This is a genomic window from Kribbella sp. NPDC000426 (assembly GCF_040300265.1).
Classification (GTDB): Bacteria; Actinomycetota; Actinomycetes; order Propionibacteriales; family Kribbellaceae; genus Kribbella.
In genome coordinates, this window is sequence record NZ_JBEPDK010000006.1 from 44,773 (window position 1) to 61,494 (window position 16,722).

The following is a 16,722-nucleotide window of genomic DNA, read 5'->3' on the forward strand; positions in this document are numbered from 1 at the left end:
TTCTAGTCACGACTCCTTACTTGTATCGGACTCTAGGCGTTGCGCCGCCTTCTAGGCAAGACTCCTGACTAGAATGCTGGGCGTGGAACCGGTGAAGCCTTCGCTCGAGCTGCTGCGCGGCCTGACCGATGAGCACGTGCTGTCGGCCTTGATGCGGCAACATCGGATGACGCGGGCCGAGCTGGCCACGGAGACCGGGTTGTCCAAGCCGACCACCGGCGAGAGCGTGCGGCGGCTGTCGGAGTCGGGCATCGTCGTCGACACCGGCGAACGTAGCGCCGGCGGTCGTGGCCGCGGGCGGGTCGCGTCGTACTACGCGCTCGCTGCCGACACCGGCGTGGCGTTGGCGCTGAGCATCGCGCCCGAGGGGATCGTCGCGGAGTGCGTGGACGCGTACGGCGACGTCGTGGCCCGCGCGGAACAGAAGGTCGAGCGCCCGGCCCGCCCACAGGCAGCCGCGACCGCGGTCAGCCGCGCGCTCGTCGGCGTACGTCGACAGGTCACCCAACCGATCCGCCTGGCCGTGGTCAGCGCAGCCGGTCCGGTCGATCGCACCACCGATCGCCTCATCGAGGTCCCCGACCAGGCCTTCCTGCTGGGCGAGCTCGATCCGGCCGAACTGCTCGCGGCGGACGTCGCCGGCCCGATCGCGGTCGACAACGACGTGAACTGGGCCGCCCGGGCCGAACGGGACAACGCGCCGGAACTGCGGGATTTCGCGTACGTGTTCCTCGGCGAGGGTCTCGGCTGCGCGATCGTCAGCGACCGCCAGGTCCGCCAGGGGTACGCCGGGATGGCGGGCGAGATCTCCCATCTCATCACCACCGGACCGGACGGCTCCGCGACCCGCCTGATCGAGGTCTTCGCACAACTGGGGCTCCGTCAGCCGGACTCCACCGCCATCGACGTCGACCGTCTCCTCAGTCGGATCCGCGCAGATGAACCGGCCGGCTCCGAGCTGCGTCGCGCGCTGGGCGACGCCGTCCGCGGGACCCTCGCGGCGATCGTCGCGCTGACCGACCCCGAGACGGTGATCGTCGGTGGGCCGTGGGGATCCGATCCAGTTGTGCTCGAAGCGATCGTCGATGCCGCGAGTGATCTCCCCCGGCCGGTGCCGGTCCGCGCCGCCGCGCTGACCGCCGAGCCGGCCCTCACCGGCGCCCGATCCGAAGCCCTGCAGCAACTCCGCGCGGCAATCATCGCCGGCGCGACCCCCACCTCCACGTAGTCGCGCCGCCGATGGTTGTCGGCGGGGGTGGCTAGGGTTTGGGGATGGATCGGTTTCGGGTGGTGCCGGCGGCTTATGTGGTGGTGCGGCGGGGGGACGAGGTGTTGTTGTTGCTGCGGGCCAATACCGGATACATGGACGGGCATTGGGCGGTGCCGGCGGGGCATGTCGAGCAGGGCGAGTCGGTGATCGCGGCGGCGGTGCGGGAGTTGAAGGAAGAGGTCGGGATCGACGTCGACCCGGCCGAGCTCGTGCCGGTGACGGCGATGCATCGGACGGGCGGGAACGGGGATCCGATCGACGAGCGGGTGGACTTCTTCTTCATGGCGTCGAAGTGGTCGGGCGAGCCGCGGTTGATGGAGCCGGAGAAGGCGGCCGGCCTGGAGTGGTACTCGCTGGACAAGCTGCCGGAGCCGCTGGTCCCGCACGAGGCGCGGGTGCTGGCGGCGGTCGCCGACGGGCGTGGGCTTCCTGCGGTGATCGCCCAGGGTTTCGCCTGAGTTCACCGTTGTTAGCCTCGCTTCGCTCTAGTGTTCGCTGCGGTGTCAGCGAGCTTGGGAGCGTGGGCGATGAACGAGCGATACGACGGGACGAGCCGGCGGAAGCTGTTGCAGGCAGGAGCGCTCGGCGCGGGCGCGGTGTTCACCTCGGGTGCCCTGAGCGCGGGGAACGCGGCGGCCACGGGCAGTACCGGCAACACGAGCGAAGCAGCCGGCAGCAGGGCGGCCGGGCGGATCGACACGGAGCACCCGCGGTTCACGCTCGCGGTGGTGCCGGACACGCAGTACCAGTTCGATGAGGACCGGGGCGATCCCGCGCCGTTGACCGCGACGTTCGACTGGCTGATCGACCACCGGACCGACGAGAACATCGTCTTCATCGCGCATCTCGGCGACGTGGTGCAGAACGCGCTGGCGTCGGAGTTCGCGCAGGCCGACCCGGTCTTCAAGATCCTCGACCGTGCCCGCTTCCCGTACTCCGTGCTGGCCGGCAACCACGACATCGACGGGTCGAAGGACGACACCCGCGGCGCCTCGCCGTACCTCGACACGTTCAACCCGCGGCGGTTCCGCTGGATGCCGACGTACGGCGGGTCGACGGCGAACGGGTACAACTCGTACCACGTGTTCCGCGCGGCCGGCCGGCAATGGTTGCTGCTGGCAATGGACTGGCGCCCGTCGGACGCGAGCTTCGCCTGGGCCCGCGACGTGATAGCCAAGCACCCGAAGCTGCCGGTGATCCTGACCACGCACGAGATCGTGTACGCCGACGCGGGCGACCCGACCGCCTACTTCAGCGACCAGGGCAACCGCGTCTGGGACCAGCTGATCGACGGCAACGACCAGATCTTCATCACGATGAACGGCCACTACTGGCCGCCCGGCCGGGTGACGCGGAAGAACGCGGCCGGCAACGACGTACACCTGCACATCACCAACTACCAGGACCGGTACTACGGCGGGTCGGGCATGGTCCGGCTGTACCACTTCGACCTGGCCCGGAACACGATCGACGTCGAGACGATCTCGCCGTGGATCATGGGCCAGAACCCGGCCCGGCGCAACGAACTCGAAGAGCTCGAGATCGAGCTGACCGACGACGTCAACCGCTTCAGCATTCCGATCGACTTCGACGAGCGGTTCGCCGGATTCGCGCCGGTGGCGGTCCGCCCGGCGCGGCCAGCGTCCCAGCTCGTCATTCCGGGTACTGCGGCGTACTGGCGCTTCGACGGACCGGTCACGGATCAGGTGATCGACCAGTCGGGCAAGGGCAACCACCTCACCCGCAGGCAACTGTCGGCCGACGCACCGACGGCGAGCAGCGAGTTCCACCCGGACCAGCCGGGGCACGCGAGCTGGCTGTTCCCGGGCAACAAGAACCCGGCCCGCGGCGGATACCTGCAGACCGCAGACAACGCGCCGCTCAACGCGCTGACGTTCAAGGGCGGCTACACGATCGAGGCGTTCGTGAAGCTGGCCGACGACGGGCAGGACCACTCGTGGGAAGGGCTGTTCACCCGGCTCGGCACCGGCCGCGACGCGGGCAAGACCGGCAGCGACCCCGACGAGCCGACGGTGAAGCTCGGGTTCTCCGGCGGGCGCGAGCTGCAGTGGGCGGTCTACCCGTTCGACAAGAACGACACCTTCACGAACTGGGGCCACGAGATGGTCGCCGGCCGCTGGTTCCACCTGGCCATCGTGAACGACGGCCGCCACACCATCGTGTACGTCGACTCGTCGGAACTCCTACGCAACCCCGCAACCCCGTCCAACGGCCTAGCAACCGCCGGCAAACCCTGGCTCGTCGGCGCCGGCCACTACGCCAACACAGTCGACCAAGGCTTCGCCGGCCACATCGGCGAACTCCGCATCGTCACCCACCCCCTCAAACCCACCCAGTTCCTCAACGCCTAGAGGTACGAGCGGATCAGCTTTTCCTGGGCGGGGAGGAGTGATAGTTCCTCGGGGGTGAGGGTTGGGTTGTTGCCGCGGTATTCGAGGGCGTCGGGTAGGCCGGGGGTTGGGTCGATGGAGTTGGCCAGGTAGACGGCGAGGGACTCGCGGAGGAGGGTGGCGAGGTCGGCGTACGCCGGGTCCAGGGCTACCTGGGCGAAGATGATTGCGGTCAGGGCGACGTCGAACTCCGCCATGCCCTCGCGGGCGTTGCGCCAGTCGATGACGACCGGGCCGTCGGCGGTGGCCATCACGTTGAGCGGGTGCAGGTCGCCGTGGACGACGACGAGGCCGGGTGTGCCGCTGGGGACCGGGATCGCCTGCAGCCGGTGGTGGAGGTCGGCGTGGATGCGGCCGATCTCGTCCGCGCTGAGGTCGCCGGTCATCGCCGCGTCGCCGAGGGTCCGGCCGTCGAGGCGCTGGACGACCATGTCCGCGCCCTCGATCTCGCGGACGACCGGGACCGGGTAGCCGTACGTCGCCACGTGCCGCATGAAGTCGGCTTCGTCGCGCACCGGGTGCCCGTCGCGATACCGCCGCAGCACCCACTGGTCGTCGATGTCGTACACGTCTGCATCACGGCCGAACGCGAACGGCTCGGCGCCGGGCGGAAGCAAAGAGGACACGGCGGAGATGTCGGGCTGCCGCTCGCCCGGGGCGGAGGTCTCTGTCATCCGAGCTGGCAACCTCCGGCAGCAGGTTCGAGTGGCTTCGCGCCGATCGTCGGCATCCCCAGCATCACGCCGGGCGCGTCCTGGCCCCGCTCCCACGCGTCGCCGGCGCGAGTACGGCGTACGGCGCCGAACACGTCCGCGTTGAGGTGATGGGGCGCTGCATACGTGACCTCGACCGTGACCACATCACCAGGCCGCGGCGCCTCAACCTCGGCCGGCAACGCGAAGTGCACCAGCCGGTTGTCGCGTGCGCGCCCGCTGAGCCGGTGGGTGGTGGCGTCCTTGCGCCCCTCCCCTTCGGCGACGAGCACCTCGACGGTCCGGCCGACCATCAACTTGTTCTCGCCCCAGGCCATCTCGTCCTGCAGAGCGACGAGCCGCTCGTACCGATCCTGGACGACGTCGCGCGGGATCTGGTCCGCCATCGACTCGGCCGGCGTACCGGGACGCTTCGAGTACTGGAAGGTGAATGCGCCCGCGAACCGTGCCTGCCGGACCACGTCGAGCGTGCCCTGGAAGTCCGCTTCGGTCTCGCCCGGGAACCCGACGATGATGTCGGTCGTGATCGCCGCGTCCGGCATCGCCGCCCGGACGTCTTCGATGATGCGCAGGTACCGATCCCGGCGGTACGAACGACGCATCGCCTTCAGCACCGTGTCGGAGCCGGACTGCAGCGGCATGTGCAGCGAGGGCATCACATTCGGCGTCTCGGCCATCGCCTCGATCACGTCCGCGGTGAAGTCCCGCGGGTGCGGCGAGGTGAACCGGACCCGCTCGAGGCCCTCCACGGACCCGCAGGCGCGGAGCAGCTTGCCGAACGCGAACCGGTCGCCGAACTCCACGCCGTACGAGTTCACGTTCTGGCCGAGCAGCGTCACCTCGAGGACGCCTTCGGCAACCAACGCCTCGACCTCGGCCAGCACGTCGCCGGGCCGGCGGTCCTTCTCGCGGCCGCGCAGCGACGGGACGATGCAGAACGTGCAGGTGTTGTTGCAACCGACGCTGACCGAGACCCAGGCGGAGTACGCCGATTCGCGGCGCGTCGGGAGCGTCGACGGGAACACGTCGAGCGACTCCAGGATCTCCACCTGGGACTCCTCGGCGACCCGCGCCCGCTCCAGCAGCACCGGCAGCGAGCCGATGTTGTGCGTGCCGAACACGACGTCCACCCAGGGTGCCTTGCGGACGATCGACGCCTTGTCCTTCTGCGCCAGGCACCCGCCGACGGCGATCTGCATGCCGGGCTTGCGCGCCTTCACCGGCGCCAGGTGGCCGAGATTCCCGTACAGCTTGTTGTCGGCGTTCTCGCGGACCGCGCAGGTGTTGAAGACGACCACGTCGGCCTCGTCACCCTCGGGCGCGCGGACATAGCCCGCATCCTCCAGCAGGCCGCGCAGCCGCTCGGAGTCGTGGACATTCATCTGGCACCCGTAAGTGCGGACCTCGTAAGTACGCATAACAGCCACCAAGAGTACGTGCCGGGGTAGACAAAAACCTACCGGGGACCGGCTGCCTGCGACCCCTGACCGGCGGGAGCCCGCCGACAATAGTGAGGGGCATGAACAGTTCTCGCCGTCAGTTCCTCGCCCGCACCGCCGCCGGAGCCGCCGTCCTCGCCGGTGGAACCTTCGCCACCGGCGCAACTACCAGCAGCGCCTCCGCCCTGACCAAGCCACGCAACATCACCGCTCTCACCAACGTCACGGTCATCGACGTCGCTACCGGTCGCCGCGACCGGCACCAGACCGTGCTGATCAGCGACGAACGCATCATCGGCGTCGGCCGGCTCCCGGTCCCGCGCGGCGCCGTCGAGCTCGACCTCACCGGCAAGTACGTCATCCCCGGCCTCGCCGACATGCACGCGCACAGCCTCGGCGACGAGCGGGTCTCTCCCCCGCTGTACCTGGCGAACGGGCTCACAACGATCCGCGAGATGGCCGGCACCGACCCGCGGCTGTACGGCTGGCGCGACCAGATCGAGGCCGGCACCCTGCTCGGTCCGCGGATGGTCGTCGGCAGCCAGATCATCGACGGCGACCCGACGTTGTGGGACCCGAACCTGCTCAAGGTGCTCGTGGTGGACGACGAGGCCGGCGCCCGGGCCGCGGTCCGGCAGGTCAAGTCCGAGGGAGCCGACTTCGTCAAGGTGTACTCGCGGCTCAGCGTGACGGCGTACCGCGCGATCGTCGATGAGGCCCGCAAGCTGGGGCTGACCGTCCACGGCCACGGGCCGGACAGTCTCACCTCGAAGGAGGTCAGCAACGCAGGGCAACGCAGCATCGAGCACATCCACTCGCTCGGGCTCGCCGTTTCCACCCGCGAGGCCGAGGTACGGCGGATGGTCCGCGAGATCAGCGTGCAGACCGGCGACTACAACGCCTGGTTCCGGCAGATGCACCCGATCGAGTGGATCGCGGCGAACAGCTTCAGCCGGTCCCGCGCGGCCGACGTGTTCGGCACGCTGCGGCGCAACCGGACCCGGGTGACGCCGACGCTCACCATGCACCGCGTTCTCGACATGCCCGACTACACAGCCATGGACTCGGCGCTCGCGAAGTACATGAGCGCGGACGAGCTCGATGTTTACGACTACGCCCTCAACACGCTCTACAAGCCGAACCGGACCGCCGAGGAGATCTCGCACCAGCGGGAGATGTGGGCGTGGCGGCAGCGCTTCGTCCGGGAGCTGTTCGCGTACGACGTCCCGATCATGGCCGGCACCGACACGGGAACGCCGTACTCCGTGCCGGGGTTCGCGCTGCACGACGAACTCGAGCATCTGGTCGGCGCCGGGGCCACGCCGCGTCGGGCCCTGTACGCCGCGACCGCCGAGCCGGCCAAGTTCCTGGGGATGTCCGCGGACCTCGGCTCGGTCGAACCGCGGAAGATCGCCGACCTCGTGGTCCTGGATGCCGACCCGCTGACCGACATCCGCAACACCCGCAAGATCCACACGGTGGTCACCCGCGGACGGGTCATCTCTCCCGCGCAGCGCCGGCAGATGCTCGCGGACGTCGAGGCAGCAGTAAAGGAGCCGCCAACCGTCGCAACCATCGCCGCAGGCGGCTGCTGCGGCAGCAGGCCGGCCAACTAGCCAAGACTCCCGGGCCGGGCCGGCCTGATCCGGCCCCGGGAGCCGCTCGTATCCGTCACGACTATCCGTGGCGACCGAGGCGGCCGATCCAGCCGGTGAGGGCTCGTCGGGGTGGGTCAGGTGCGAGGGTGCCGTCTGGCGCGACATGCTCGAAGATCTGCTCGACGAGGGCGACGACGTGGGGGTCGTCGACGGTGTAGAACTGCCGCCGGCCCTCGCGTCGTGCGCTGACCAGCCCGGCCAGGCGGAGCTTGGCCAGGTGCTGGCTCGCCGTCGGCACGCTGACACCTACCCTGGCCGCCAGCGTGCCGACGTCGTACTCACCGCAGCTCGCCAACGCGACCAGGTGCAGCCGGACCGGCGCCAGCAACAGGCCGAATGTCCTGGCCGCGGTGGCGAGCTGCGGCGGAGTCGGCTCGATCACACCCGCACCCTGGGCTGGATCGGCTCGCCGAACGGGTCGTGCGCCGGATACCCGAGCGCCGCGTCGATCAGCTCCTCGAGCCGATCACTCAACCCGTACTCGAGCCGGAGCGCTTCCCCGTGCACCTCGTCCAGGGGTACGCCGAGAACCCGGTGCAGGAAGGTCTCCAGGAGTTGGTGCCGTCGGTTCACGGCCGTTGGAGTCATGGCCGGCTCCTCAATAGATGTTCGACGGACGGACCATGCCCTCGGCGAGATCACCGAAGCCGGGCGCCATGATCGCGCCGGGGTTGCCGATGATCTCCTCGACGACCGCGGTCTCGGTGGTGAGGATCAGCGCGGCGATCGATGCCGCGCTCTCCAGCGCCGCCCGGGTGACCTTGAGCGGGTCGATGACGGCGTCCTCGACGAGGTCGCCGTACTGACCGGTGAGGGCGTTGAAACCGTGCCCGGCCGGCAACGACGTGACCTGCGCGACGACCTCGTCACCGTCGTACCCGGCGTTGATCGCGATCCAGCGCAGCGGTTCCGACAGCGCACGCCGGACGACCTCGCGCCCGATCGCCTCGTCGCCGCTCAGCCCGAGGTCGGAGAAGGCGGCCTGGGCCAGCACCGTCCCGCCGCCGGCCACGACGCCTTCCTCGAGTGCCGCCCGGGTCGCGGCCAGCGAGTCCTCGACCCGCAGCATCCGTTCCTTCAGCTCGACGCTCGTCGCGCCGCCGACCCGGATCACCGCGACCTTGCCGGCCAGCCGCGCCATCCGCAGCTGCAGGCTGTCCTGGTCGGCGTCGATCTTCGCCCGCTCGAACTGCTTGTCCAGTTGAGAGATCCGCGCCTCCACCAGCGACGCGTCCCCGTGCCCACCGACGATCGTGGTGGTGTTCTCGGTGATCGTGATCCGGTCGCAGGAGCCGAGGTGCTCGCGGGTCACGTCGGTCAGGTCGAGCCCGGTGTCCTTGGCGATCACCGCACCGCCGAGCGCGGTGGCCAGGTCCTCCAGCTCGGCGATCCGCCGGTGCCCGAACCCGGGCGCCCGGACGACGACCGACCGCATCGTGTTGTGCATGTTGCCGCCGACAAGCAGTTGCAGCGCCGGCCCGTCGACCTCCTCGGCGAGCACCACGAGCGGACGGTCCGCACGCTGCGCCACCTCGAGGGTCGGCATGATCTCCTGCACCTGCGTGATCTTCTTGTTGGTCAGCAGGATCAGCGGGCGGTCGTAGACGGTCTCCATCCGCTCCCGGTCGGTGACCATGTACGCCGACACGTAACCGTGGTCGAACTCGATGCCGTCGACAACCTCCACCGACATCCCGAGCGTGTCCGACTCCTCGGTCGTGACGACGCCGTTGCGGCCGACCCAGTCGACCGCGTCCGCGATCACCTCGCCGATGATCTCGTCGTCGCTGGCCGCCAGCGTCGCGATGTGCTGCAGTTGCTCGCGGCCGCGAACCTCGACCGCCCGGCCGCGCAGCGCCTCGACGACCACGGGTACGGTCCGCTCGATACCGCGGCGCACCCGCATCGGGTTGGCGCCCGCGTCGACCTCGCGCAGTCCTTCGCGGACCATCGCCTGGGCCAGCACGGTGGCCGTGGTGGTGCCGTCACCGACCACGCCGTTGGTCTTCATCGCGACTTCCTTGACCAGCTGGGCGCCCATGTTCGCGAAGGGTTCGCGCAGCTGGATCTCGCGGGCGATCGTGACGCCGTCGTTGGTGATCGTCGGCGGGCCGGTCAGCTTCTCCAGCACCGCGTTGCGGCCCTTGGGCCCGAGCGTCACCTTGATCGCGTCGGCCAGCGCGTTCACGCCGGACTCGAGCAACCGCCGGGCGTCGGTGTTGAACCGCAGTTCCTTCGCCATCGTCTGCCTCCTGCTGGGGGATTGCTACGGGATGAGGATCGCCCGGCCGCGGACCTGGCCGCGGTCGAGGTCGTCGAGGGCCTGCTGGAACTCCTCCAGCGGGTACTTCGTGGTGTGCAGCGCGACCTTGCCCTGCGCGGCGAGCTCCATCAGGTCCTGCAGGTCGTTGTACGACCCGACCAGGTTGCCGATGAAGTTGATCTCGGTGGAGATCACGTCGATGGTCGGTACGTCGAGGTTCTCGCCGTACCCGACCACGTAGTAGTTGCCGGCCCGGCGCAGCATCTCGATCCCGTCGGCGGTGGCGCCGCCCTCGCCGACGAAGTCGATCAGCGCTTCCGCGCCGTGCCGTCCGGTCAGCGCCCGGACCTGTTCCACCTGGGTGCCGTCGGCAACGATTCCGTGGTCGGCGCCGATCGCGACGGCCAGGTCGACCGCCGCCCGGTTGCGGTCGACGACGACCAGCGTCGCGGCCGAGATCGCCTTCATCACCTGGATCCCGATGTGCCCGAGCCCGCCCGCGCCGATGATGACGCAGACCCCGCCCGGCCGCAGCTCTCGCGCTGCCTTAGCGGCCGCGTGGTACGCCGTCAGGCCGGCGTCCGCGAGGGCGGCGACGTCCGCGGGCTCCAGCGAGTCGTCGATCTTGACGACGCTGCGGGCCGTCGTCCGCAGGTACTCGGCGTACCCGCCGTCGGTGTCGATGCCCGGGAACGCGGACGCCTCGCAGTGCACGTCGTCGCCGGACCGGCAGGCCCGGCAGAGTCCGCAGGTGATCAACGGGTGCAGGATCACTTTGTCGCCGACGGCAACGTTCGTGACGGCGTTGCCGATCGCGTGCACCCAGCCGGCGTTCTCGTGCCCGATCGTGTACGGCAGCAGTACGCCGCTCTTCTCGGCCCACTGCCCTTCGAGGATGTGCAGGTCGGTCCGGCAGACGCCGGCGCCGCCGATCCGGACGACCACGTCGAGCGGACCGGTGATCTTCGGTTCGGCGATATCGGCCAATTGGAGCTTGCTGTGGTAGCCGACGACCTGTACGGCCTTCATCGATTCCTCCTCGTGTTGGTGATCCGGGTTGCCAGCGGCTCGTCGTCGTACCGGGTCTGGAGCAGGCCGCGGCAGAAGTGCGCGTTGCCCTCGACCGAGATCCGGACCGCCTTCGCGAACCGCAGTCGGATCGGCGCCGCGTCCGGCGGCACGGGTACGCCGTCGTCGTCGACCAGCACGAGATCCTCCGGCCGGATCCCGAGCCCGATGTCGGCCCGGCGGCGCAGCAGCGCGTCCTTCTGCGGACCGCCGGGCAGGTGCCAGAGCGTGAGCCCCGGCAGCTCCTCGATCGTCTTGCCGGTGGACCGGAGCAGCGCCATCACGCACCGCTCCATCGCCGCCGTGTGCGCCTTGCGCTGGAACGTACGGCGCAGTTCGTCGAGGTCCTGCTCGGCCTCGTGGCCGAAGGTGCCGACGTAGCCCGCGTTCGCGGCAAGGCCGGCGTTGATCTTGTCCGAGTCGTGGTGGTCGTCGAGCAGCACGCTCACCGCACCCACGCCCGGCACCCGACGCAGGGCGTCAACTGCGTCGGATGCCATCAGATAGGCGAAGTTGGGCGCACAGAACGACGTCGGCAACCGCAGGTGCACGGTCACGCCGTCGTCGTCGATCCGGATCGACCGGACGAAGCCGAGGTCGGTGATGGGCTGGTCGAGCTCAGGGTCGATGACGGTCGCCAGCGCCGCTACGACCTCGGCCTCCAACTCCAGCGATGCGGCGACCGCGATCATGACGCCACAGCCGGATCCGGCATGGACAGCCGCAGTTCCGCCGGTACGTCGAGCCCGTACAGGCTCGCCGCGTTCAGGCCGAGGATCTTCTTCTTCTGCGCGACCGTCAGCGGCGCGTACTCGGTGTCCGCCGGGATCTGGAAGTCGACGAACTGCTCGACCAGCCACTTCGGCGTCCAGAGCGCGTAGTCGGACGAGAACAGGATCCGGTCCTCGCCGATCCAGTAGAGCAGCTCGCCGATGATCTGCGCGAAGTACCCGGGCCGGGTGTGGATGAACGGCATCGCGACCGCGAGACCGCCGTACACGTTGGGCTCCTGGGTGGCGATCCAGCAGAAGTCCTCGAGCCGGGGCAGTCCGACGTGCTCGACGATGAAGTTCAGCTCGGTGTAGTCGGTCGCCACCTGGTCGATGTCGGCGACGTCGAAGGCGTCGCGGTCCAGCGGCCTGATGGTGGGGCCCTTGTGTACATGGATGTTCTTGATGCCGAGCTTGATGCACTCCTCGAGATAGCGCCGCGACCACAAGCTGTCGAGCTTCCAGCCGCGGGAGTCGCCGTTCCACTCGGCGGTGTAGAGCTTGACGCCCTTCAGGCCCATCCGGTCGGCGTCCTTGCGGAGCTGCTCGAGGCCGGCCTCCTCGTGGCGCGGGTCCCACGCGTGGTTGTAGGTCAGCTTGTCCGGATGCGCCTTCGTCAGCGCGAGCGCATCCTCGGTCTGACCGAACCCGCGCTTGTAGAAGTCGCCGAGGATCGCGGGCTGGAAGATCGCGTGGTCGACGTACCCGTCCTCGAACAGGTCCTTCAGCAGGCGCTGCTCGCCGTAGTACGTGTAGGTGTCGTAGTCCCACACGACCTCGGCCGGGCTGAGGTTCTTGTGGTAGTCGTAGAAGCAGTCGATGAACTGCTTGCCGTGGATGTTGCGCTGGTTCTCCGGTCGCGCGTCCCACAACGCGATGTGCGCGTCGCAGACGTAGTACTTCTCACCGTTCTTCTCGTACATGCGCGCTCACTTCGTGGTGAGGTCGAAGCCGATGTACTCGGCGGCGTCCTCGGGGCTGGCGAACAGGATGGTCTTGTCGTCCAGGTGCACCATCCGGCCGTAGTGCGTCGAGGAGATCTCCTCGAACACCGACCCGTCGAACTCCATCCCGAGTGCGTCGGACAGTTCCGCGTAGTCGAAGTCGAGCAGCCCGGTGCCGTCGACCCGGATCATCGACGGGTACTCGGTCAGCTCGACGCCGTCCTTGGCGCCCATCACCTGGGCGACGACGCGGCCGATCGGCGTGTTCATCAGCGTGACGCCGGTCTTGTTGGAGAACGAGGCTTCAGATCCGAACTGCATGCTCACTGGTCCAGCTCCTTCGGAGTGTCGAGCCCGAGGTCCTCGAGCAGGGAACGGAACTTCTGCTTGGCCGCGTCCAGGCTGTCCGCGAACGTGACCGACTTGTCGGCCGGCTGCGACCAGATCGGCTGCAGGGCGTGCGCGGCGTCGAGGCAGCGCGGTACCCAGGTCGCGAGCCACTCGCCGAACAGCACCTTGTTGCTGTCGCCGTACTCCGCGTCCCGGGTCAGCAGCCGGTACAGGTTGCGGCTGTAGGACAGGTCGCGGTCGTAGTCGTGCTCGCCGGTACCGACGATCGTCGGCGTGATGTAGTCGCCGTTGCGGGCCGCGATCTGCATCACCAGCTCGGTCCGGAACAACGACCCGACCAGCTGCTCGAACACGATGTTGGTGGCGAACAACAGCTCGCACCAGTCGCCGACGGCGGTCAGCCGCTCGACCACCTCACGCGTCGGCTGCCACTCCGGCGCGCTCTGCCAGACCTCCTTGTGCGCCGACCCGTCGAACGGTACGTCGGCCTCCGCGAGATCCAGGTTGAACAGCGCGAGGTCCTGGGCGAACCGCATCTTGTGCGCCGCGTTGACCGCGACCGCGGTGTTGATCATGTTGGTCGGGCCGGAGCGCTGGATGCTGGTGAACACGTGCAGCGCGAGCCCGTTCTCGGCGTGCATCCAGGCGCCGAGGTTGCGCTCGACGAACTTCAGCCAGGCCGGGTTCCAGGCGTCGTACGCCCTGGCCCGCTTGGCGTTCTGCAGGCCGAGGTCGACCTGGCGGACGACCGCGGAGTTGTTCCGGTAGATCGTCTGGTTCCATTCCTCGTTCGGGTCGAGGAACGCGTGCCAGTTCGACGACTTCGCGGCCGTCCACTCCTTCGGATAGCCGCCGGGGCCGTTCCCGAAGCCGTAGATCCAGCCCTGGCTCAGGTGCCGATCGGGGTCCGGCTGGACGTCGACCGTGACGTCCTCGTACATCGTCGCGCGCAGCTTGGCCGGCTTGTAGTAGTTGTACGAGCGGCTCTGCGAGCTCGGGAACTCCAGCGCGCCGGCCTCGGAGTCGGTGAACTCGATCGTCGGGAAGCTGCGCTGTTTCGTTTCTGTCATCTCAGGCTCCATCGGTAGCTGGGCTGGTGAACTTGTCGTAGAAGACCTGGTCCTTCGGCACGCTGCTTGCCTCCAGCAACGTCAGGGCGGCGTCGACCATCGGCGGCGGGCCGCACAGGTAGACCTCGCTGCGATGCAGCTCGGGCTCGCGCCGTTCGACGATCTCGGTGACGTTGCCCTCCTCCACCTGGAGCCCCTCTGAGTCCTGAGCCGACTCGGACAGGCAGGCGATGAACTCGAAGCCGGTGAGATCCGCACCGAGCTCCTTGATCGCCTCCAGGTAGAACAGGTCGGCCGCCGTCCGCGCGCCGTAGTAGAAGCGCACCGGCCGGGTGCTGCCGGTCTCCTTCAGGTGCCGCAGGATCGACAGGATCGGCGCCATCCCCGCCCCGCCGGCCACGCAGACGACCGGCAGCACGTGGCCGTCCTTCAGGGTCGACGAGCCGTACGGCCCGGTCATGGTCAGCTCGTCGCCGACCGCGAGGCCGTCGTCGAGCAGGCCGGAGAACCGGCCGCCGGGGTACTTCTTGATCAGGAACTCGATCTCGCCCGACGGTGCCGGGGTCGTGGCCATCGAGAACGACCGGTGTTCCTCGGTGCCGGGGATGGTCAGGTCGACGTACTGCCCCGGCTTGAAGTCGAACTGCTCGGCGGGTTCCAGCCGCAGCGACACGATGTCGCGGGTAACCGGTTCGATCGCCGCGACCCGCGTGCTCACGGTCCGGATCGGGATACCGCCGAGCAACTCGTCCTCGTCGTAGTTCAGCAGCTCGATCGTGCAGTCGCTGTACGCGTGCGACTTGCAGAGCAGCACGTACCCCTCGGCCACCTCCGCGTCGTTGCAGGCGAACGTCGAGTAGCGCTCCATCTGGATGTCACCCTCGAGCAGGTACGACTTGCACGCCGAGCACTGCCCTTCCCGGCAGCCGTGCATCAGATGGATCCCCTGCCGGAACGCGGCGTCGAGGATCTTCTCCTCCTCGCCGACCTCCATCTCGATGCCGACCGGTTCGAACTGGATACGGTGTTTGTCGGCCACCGGGACCTCCTCAGGCTGCCGTGTGGGTCGAGGCAGTGCCGTTGGCCTTGTAGGCCGCGATGTGCGCCTCGCGCTCGGCGTCGGACATCTCGTTGAGCAGCACGTTCGGGCTCATGAACGTGTTGCCGCGGACGTCGTCGAGGGTCCACATCTTCTTCGGGTCGTCCAGGTCCAGGTGCGGCTGGCCGATCAGCGTCTTGCCGTCGTCGCGGACGTACCCGAGGTCCTGCACGATGTCGGCCAGGTCCTTGTTGTGGTGCAGGGTCTCCCACTCGCGGAAGCCGGTCAGGCGGCCCATGTTCGGCGTCGGCCGGCCGTCGTACTCACCGCGGAAGGCGACCGCGTCGGTCCAGTAGCAGGTCTCCGAGCAGTACGTGCGCCACTGGTCGTCGACCTTCTCGGTGACCATGTCCTCGCGGATCAGCGCCGGCACCATGCAGGTCCAGCAGCGGTGCGGGTACTGGTAACCGACCTCTTCGAAAGCGATCGGCTTGTTCTTGCCGGGGTAGGCGAGCCGGTTGTAGTTCTCCCACCACTTGCCGTACTTCGAGTACCAGCCTGGGTACTTCTCCTCGAACCACTCGAAGTCCTTGTCGGTCATCGCGTCGACCCGCCAGTAGTTCACCGGCCAGCCGGTGGCGAAGAACCGCGCGACCTCGTGCACGTAGCCCTTGTTCGTGATCCGGTTCCACGCTTCCTCGACGAGGTCGTGCGGAATCGTCAGGCCGTACTTCTCCAGCGGCAGCAGGTAGCTGCGGTAGTAGTCGTCGTAGATCCACCGGCGCCACATCTCGGCGTACGACTCCCGGTCCTTGCGGCGGTCCTTCGTGCCGTACTCGATGAACGTGCCGATGGCCGCGTCCACGACACAGTGGTTGTTCCACCACGCGTACCGCAGGTCGCGCTCCAGCAGCGGCCGGTTGCGCTCATCGGCCAGCGCCATCAGCAGGATCGAATACCCGTTGCTGATGTGCCGCGACTCGTCGGACTGAACCGAGTGGAAGACCGTCGGCAACAGGTAGTCGCCGTTGGCCGCGGCCTCGTCCGGCATCGCCACGAACAGCGTGTTGGTGAAGGCGGTCTCCGCGACGACGGTGAGGTAGATGTTCGCCGCGGTGATCGCGTCACCGGTGATGAACCCCTCGCCGAACTGCCGGCCGATGGTGCCCGCGTAGTTGTTCGCGAACGCCTTCTCGGTCATGTCGAAACCGGCCGGGTCGATGTAGTTGTTCATGTACAGGCGCTTGAGGTTCATCTGGATCGTCGAGTGCCTGACCTCGTCGATCATCTGCACCGCGAGCCCGTTGTGGATCTCCGGGTTCGGTACGGCGTCGATCGCCATCGGCATCGCCCGGGCCGCGGAGATCTCCGGGAACGGGATGATGCTGAGGAACAGCTTCTGCCATTCCAGCCAGCGCTGCTGCACCTGGCGGAACATGTTGCCGCGGATGGCACCGTCCATGGCGCCGTACACGCGGTTGTCCTTCTCCTCCTCCATCGGGAAGTAGGACCGCATGATCTGCTTCAGCGGATCCTTCTTCGGCGCCTTCTCGAAGGTGTAGTCGGTGCCGAACCGGGTCGCCGGGGTCGCGAACGTCGGTTCCCAGGACAGCTCGGTGATCTTGGCGTGGGCCTTGGTGAGACTCTGCCTGCTCAATGTGGGCCTCCATCATCGGGGTTGATAGGAGATGAAAGCCGCCTGCTGGACGTCTCCGTGTCTCAATGT

16 protein-coding genes are annotated in these 16,722 nt (G+C 68.3%); 4 read left to right on the top strand and 12 right to left on the bottom strand.

Annotated features, from left to right (window positions below):
* Positions 1–82 precede the first annotated feature (82 nt).
* The 3 genes from ABT313_RS28835 (at position 83) to ABT313_RS28845 (ending at position 3,642) form a co-directional block, all read left to right on the top strand.
* Positions 83–1,228 carry an ROK family transcriptional regulator gene (locus ABT313_RS28835; protein ID WP_350860321.1) on the top strand — a complete coding sequence of 382 codons (1,146 nt, stop codon included), beginning with the start codon at positions 83–85 and terminating at the stop codon, positions 1,226–1,228.
* A gap of 44 nt (positions 1,229–1,272) precedes the next feature.
* Positions 1,273–1,728, top strand: a complete 456-nt coding sequence (locus ABT313_RS28840; protein ID WP_350860323.1) for an NUDIX hydrolase — start codon at positions 1,273–1,275, stop codon at positions 1,726–1,728.
* A gap of 69 nt (positions 1,729–1,797) precedes the next feature.
* Positions 1,798–3,642: a LamG-like jellyroll fold domain-containing protein gene (locus tag ABT313_RS28845; protein ID WP_350860325.1), complete on the top strand. Its 1,845-nt coding sequence runs from the start codon at positions 1,798–1,800 to the stop codon at positions 3,640–3,642.
* On the opposite strand, the gene ABT313_RS28850 is transcribed toward ABT313_RS28845, so the two are convergent.
* On the bottom strand, positions 3,639–4,355 hold the full coding sequence (locus ABT313_RS28850) for a phosphotransferase (RefSeq protein WP_350860327.1): 717 nt from the start codon (positions 4,353–4,355) through the stop codon (positions 3,639–3,641). The genes ABT313_RS28845 and ABT313_RS28850 overlap by 4 nt on opposite strands.
* Entirely contained in the window at positions 4,352–5,812 is a 1,461-nt protein-coding gene (miaB, locus tag ABT313_RS28855; RefSeq protein WP_350860329.1) for a tRNA (N6-isopentenyl adenosine(37)-C2)-methylthiotransferase MiaB, read from the bottom strand. The genes ABT313_RS28850 and miaB overlap by 4 nt, the downstream gene beginning before the upstream one ends.
* 101 nt (positions 5,813–5,913) lie before the next feature.
* On the opposite strand from miaB, the gene ABT313_RS28860 reads away from it, so the two are divergent.
* On the top strand, positions 5,914–7,449 hold the full coding sequence (locus tag ABT313_RS28860; RefSeq protein ID WP_350860331.1) for an amidohydrolase family protein: 1,536 nt from the start codon (positions 5,914–5,916) through the stop codon (positions 7,447–7,449).
* A 61-nt stretch (positions 7,450–7,510) separates the two neighbouring features.
* On the opposite strand, the gene ABT313_RS28865 is transcribed toward ABT313_RS28860, so the two are convergent.
* From ABT313_RS28865 to ABT313_RS28910, 10 genes are read right to left on the bottom strand one after another with little or no spacing between them, the layout of a single operon-like run.
* Positions 7,511–7,873, bottom strand: coding sequence for an ArsR/SmtB family transcription factor (locus ABT313_RS28865; protein WP_350860333.1), 363 nt, complete (start codon positions 7,871–7,873; stop codon positions 7,511–7,513).
* Positions 7,870–8,079: an iron dependent repressor, metal binding and dimerization domain protein gene (locus ABT313_RS28870; protein ID WP_350860334.1), complete on the bottom strand. Its 210-nt coding sequence runs from the start codon at positions 8,077–8,079 to the stop codon at positions 7,870–7,872. The genes ABT313_RS28865 and ABT313_RS28870 overlap by 4 nt, the downstream gene beginning before the upstream one ends.
* A 10-nt stretch (positions 8,080–8,089) precedes the next feature.
* On the bottom strand, positions 8,090–9,733 hold the full coding sequence (gene groL, locus ABT313_RS28875; RefSeq protein WP_350860336.1) for a chaperonin GroEL: 1,644 nt from the start codon (positions 9,731–9,733) through the stop codon (positions 8,090–8,092).
* 24 nt (positions 9,734–9,757) lie between these two features.
* Positions 9,758–10,783 (bottom strand): NAD(P)-dependent alcohol dehydrogenase, encoded by a 1,026-nt coding sequence (locus ABT313_RS28880; RefSeq protein ID WP_350860338.1) that lies wholly within the window; start codon positions 10,781–10,783, stop codon positions 9,758–9,760.
* Entirely contained in the window at positions 10,780–11,514 is a 735-nt protein-coding gene (locus ABT313_RS28885; protein WP_350860340.1) for an iron-sulfur cluster assembly protein, read from the bottom strand. Before ABT313_RS28885 ends, ABT313_RS28880 begins: the two co-directional genes overlap by 4 nt.
* Positions 11,511–12,515 (bottom strand): amidohydrolase family protein, encoded by a 1,005-nt coding sequence (locus ABT313_RS28890; protein WP_350860342.1) that lies wholly within the window; start codon positions 12,513–12,515, stop codon positions 11,511–11,513. Before ABT313_RS28890 ends, ABT313_RS28885 begins: the two co-directional genes overlap by 4 nt.
* A gap of 6 nt (positions 12,516–12,521) precedes the next feature.
* Positions 12,522–12,857 (bottom strand): propane 2-monooxygenase effector subunit MimD, encoded by a 336-nt coding sequence (gene mimD / locus ABT313_RS28895; protein ID WP_350861319.1) that lies wholly within the window; start codon positions 12,855–12,857, stop codon positions 12,522–12,524.
* A gap of 2 nt (positions 12,858–12,859) precedes the next feature.
* The gene (locus tag ABT313_RS28900; RefSeq protein WP_350860344.1) at positions 12,860–13,957 is read right to left on the bottom strand and encodes an aromatic/alkene monooxygenase hydroxylase subunit beta; all 1,098 of its coding nucleotides are present in this window, start codon (positions 13,955–13,957) and stop codon (positions 12,860–12,862) included.
* Position 13,958: 1 nt separating this feature from the next.
* Positions 13,959–14,996 carry an FAD-binding oxidoreductase gene (locus ABT313_RS28905; RefSeq protein WP_350860346.1) on the bottom strand — a complete coding sequence of 346 codons (1,038 nt, stop codon included), beginning with the start codon at positions 14,994–14,996 and terminating at the stop codon, positions 13,959–13,961.
* A 10-nt stretch (positions 14,997–15,006) separates the two neighbouring features.
* Positions 15,007–16,653 carry a ferritin family protein gene (locus tag ABT313_RS28910; protein WP_350860348.1) on the bottom strand — a complete coding sequence of 549 codons (1,647 nt, stop codon included), beginning with the start codon at positions 16,651–16,653 and terminating at the stop codon, positions 15,007–15,009.
* Positions 16,654–16,722: the final 69 nt, after the last annotated feature.

Excerpts from the sequence above, each read along its gene's own strand:
- ABT313_RS28840 (WP_350860323.1), top strand. The coding sequence starts at position 1,273 with ATGGATCGGTTTCGGGTGGTGCCGGCGGCTTATGTGGTGGTGCGGCGG.
- ABT313_RS28845 (WP_350860325.1), top strand. The coding sequence starts at position 1,798 with ATGAACGAGCGATACGACGGGACGAGCCGGCGGAAGCTGTTGCAGGCA.
- ABT313_RS28850 (WP_350860327.1), bottom strand. The coding sequence starts at position 4,355 with ATGACAGAGACCTCCGCCCCGGGCGAGCGGCAGCCCGACATCTCCGCC.
- miaB (WP_350860329.1), bottom strand. The coding sequence starts at position 5,812 with ATGCGTACTTACGAGGTCCGCACTTACGGGTGCCAGATGAATGTCCAC.
- ABT313_RS28860 (WP_350860331.1), top strand. The coding sequence starts at position 5,914 with ATGAACAGTTCTCGCCGTCAGTTCCTCGCCCGCACCGCCGCCGGAGCC.
- ABT313_RS28870 (WP_350860334.1), bottom strand. The coding sequence starts at position 8,079 with ATGACTCCAACGGCCGTGAACCGACGGCACCAACTCCTGGAGACCTTC.
- groL (WP_350860336.1), bottom strand. The coding sequence starts at position 9,733 with ATGGCGAAGGAACTGCGGTTCAACACCGACGCCCGGCGGTTGCTCGAG.
- ABT313_RS28880 (WP_350860338.1), bottom strand. The coding sequence starts at position 10,783 with ATGAAGGCCGTACAGGTCGTCGGCTACCACAGCAAGCTCCAATTGGCC.
- ABT313_RS28885 (WP_350860340.1), bottom strand. The coding sequence starts at position 11,514 with ATGATCGCGGTCGCCGCATCGCTGGAGTTGGAGGCCGAGGTCGTAGCG.
- ABT313_RS28890 (WP_350860342.1), bottom strand. The coding sequence starts at position 12,515 with ATGTACGAGAAGAACGGTGAGAAGTACTACGTCTGCGACGCGCACATC.
- mimD (WP_350861319.1), bottom strand. The coding sequence starts at position 12,857 with ATGCAGTTCGGATCTGAAGCCTCGTTCTCCAACAAGACCGGCGTCACG.
- ABT313_RS28900 (WP_350860344.1), bottom strand. The coding sequence starts at position 13,957 with ATGACAGAAACGAAACAGCGCAGCTTCCCGACGATCGAGTTCACCGAC.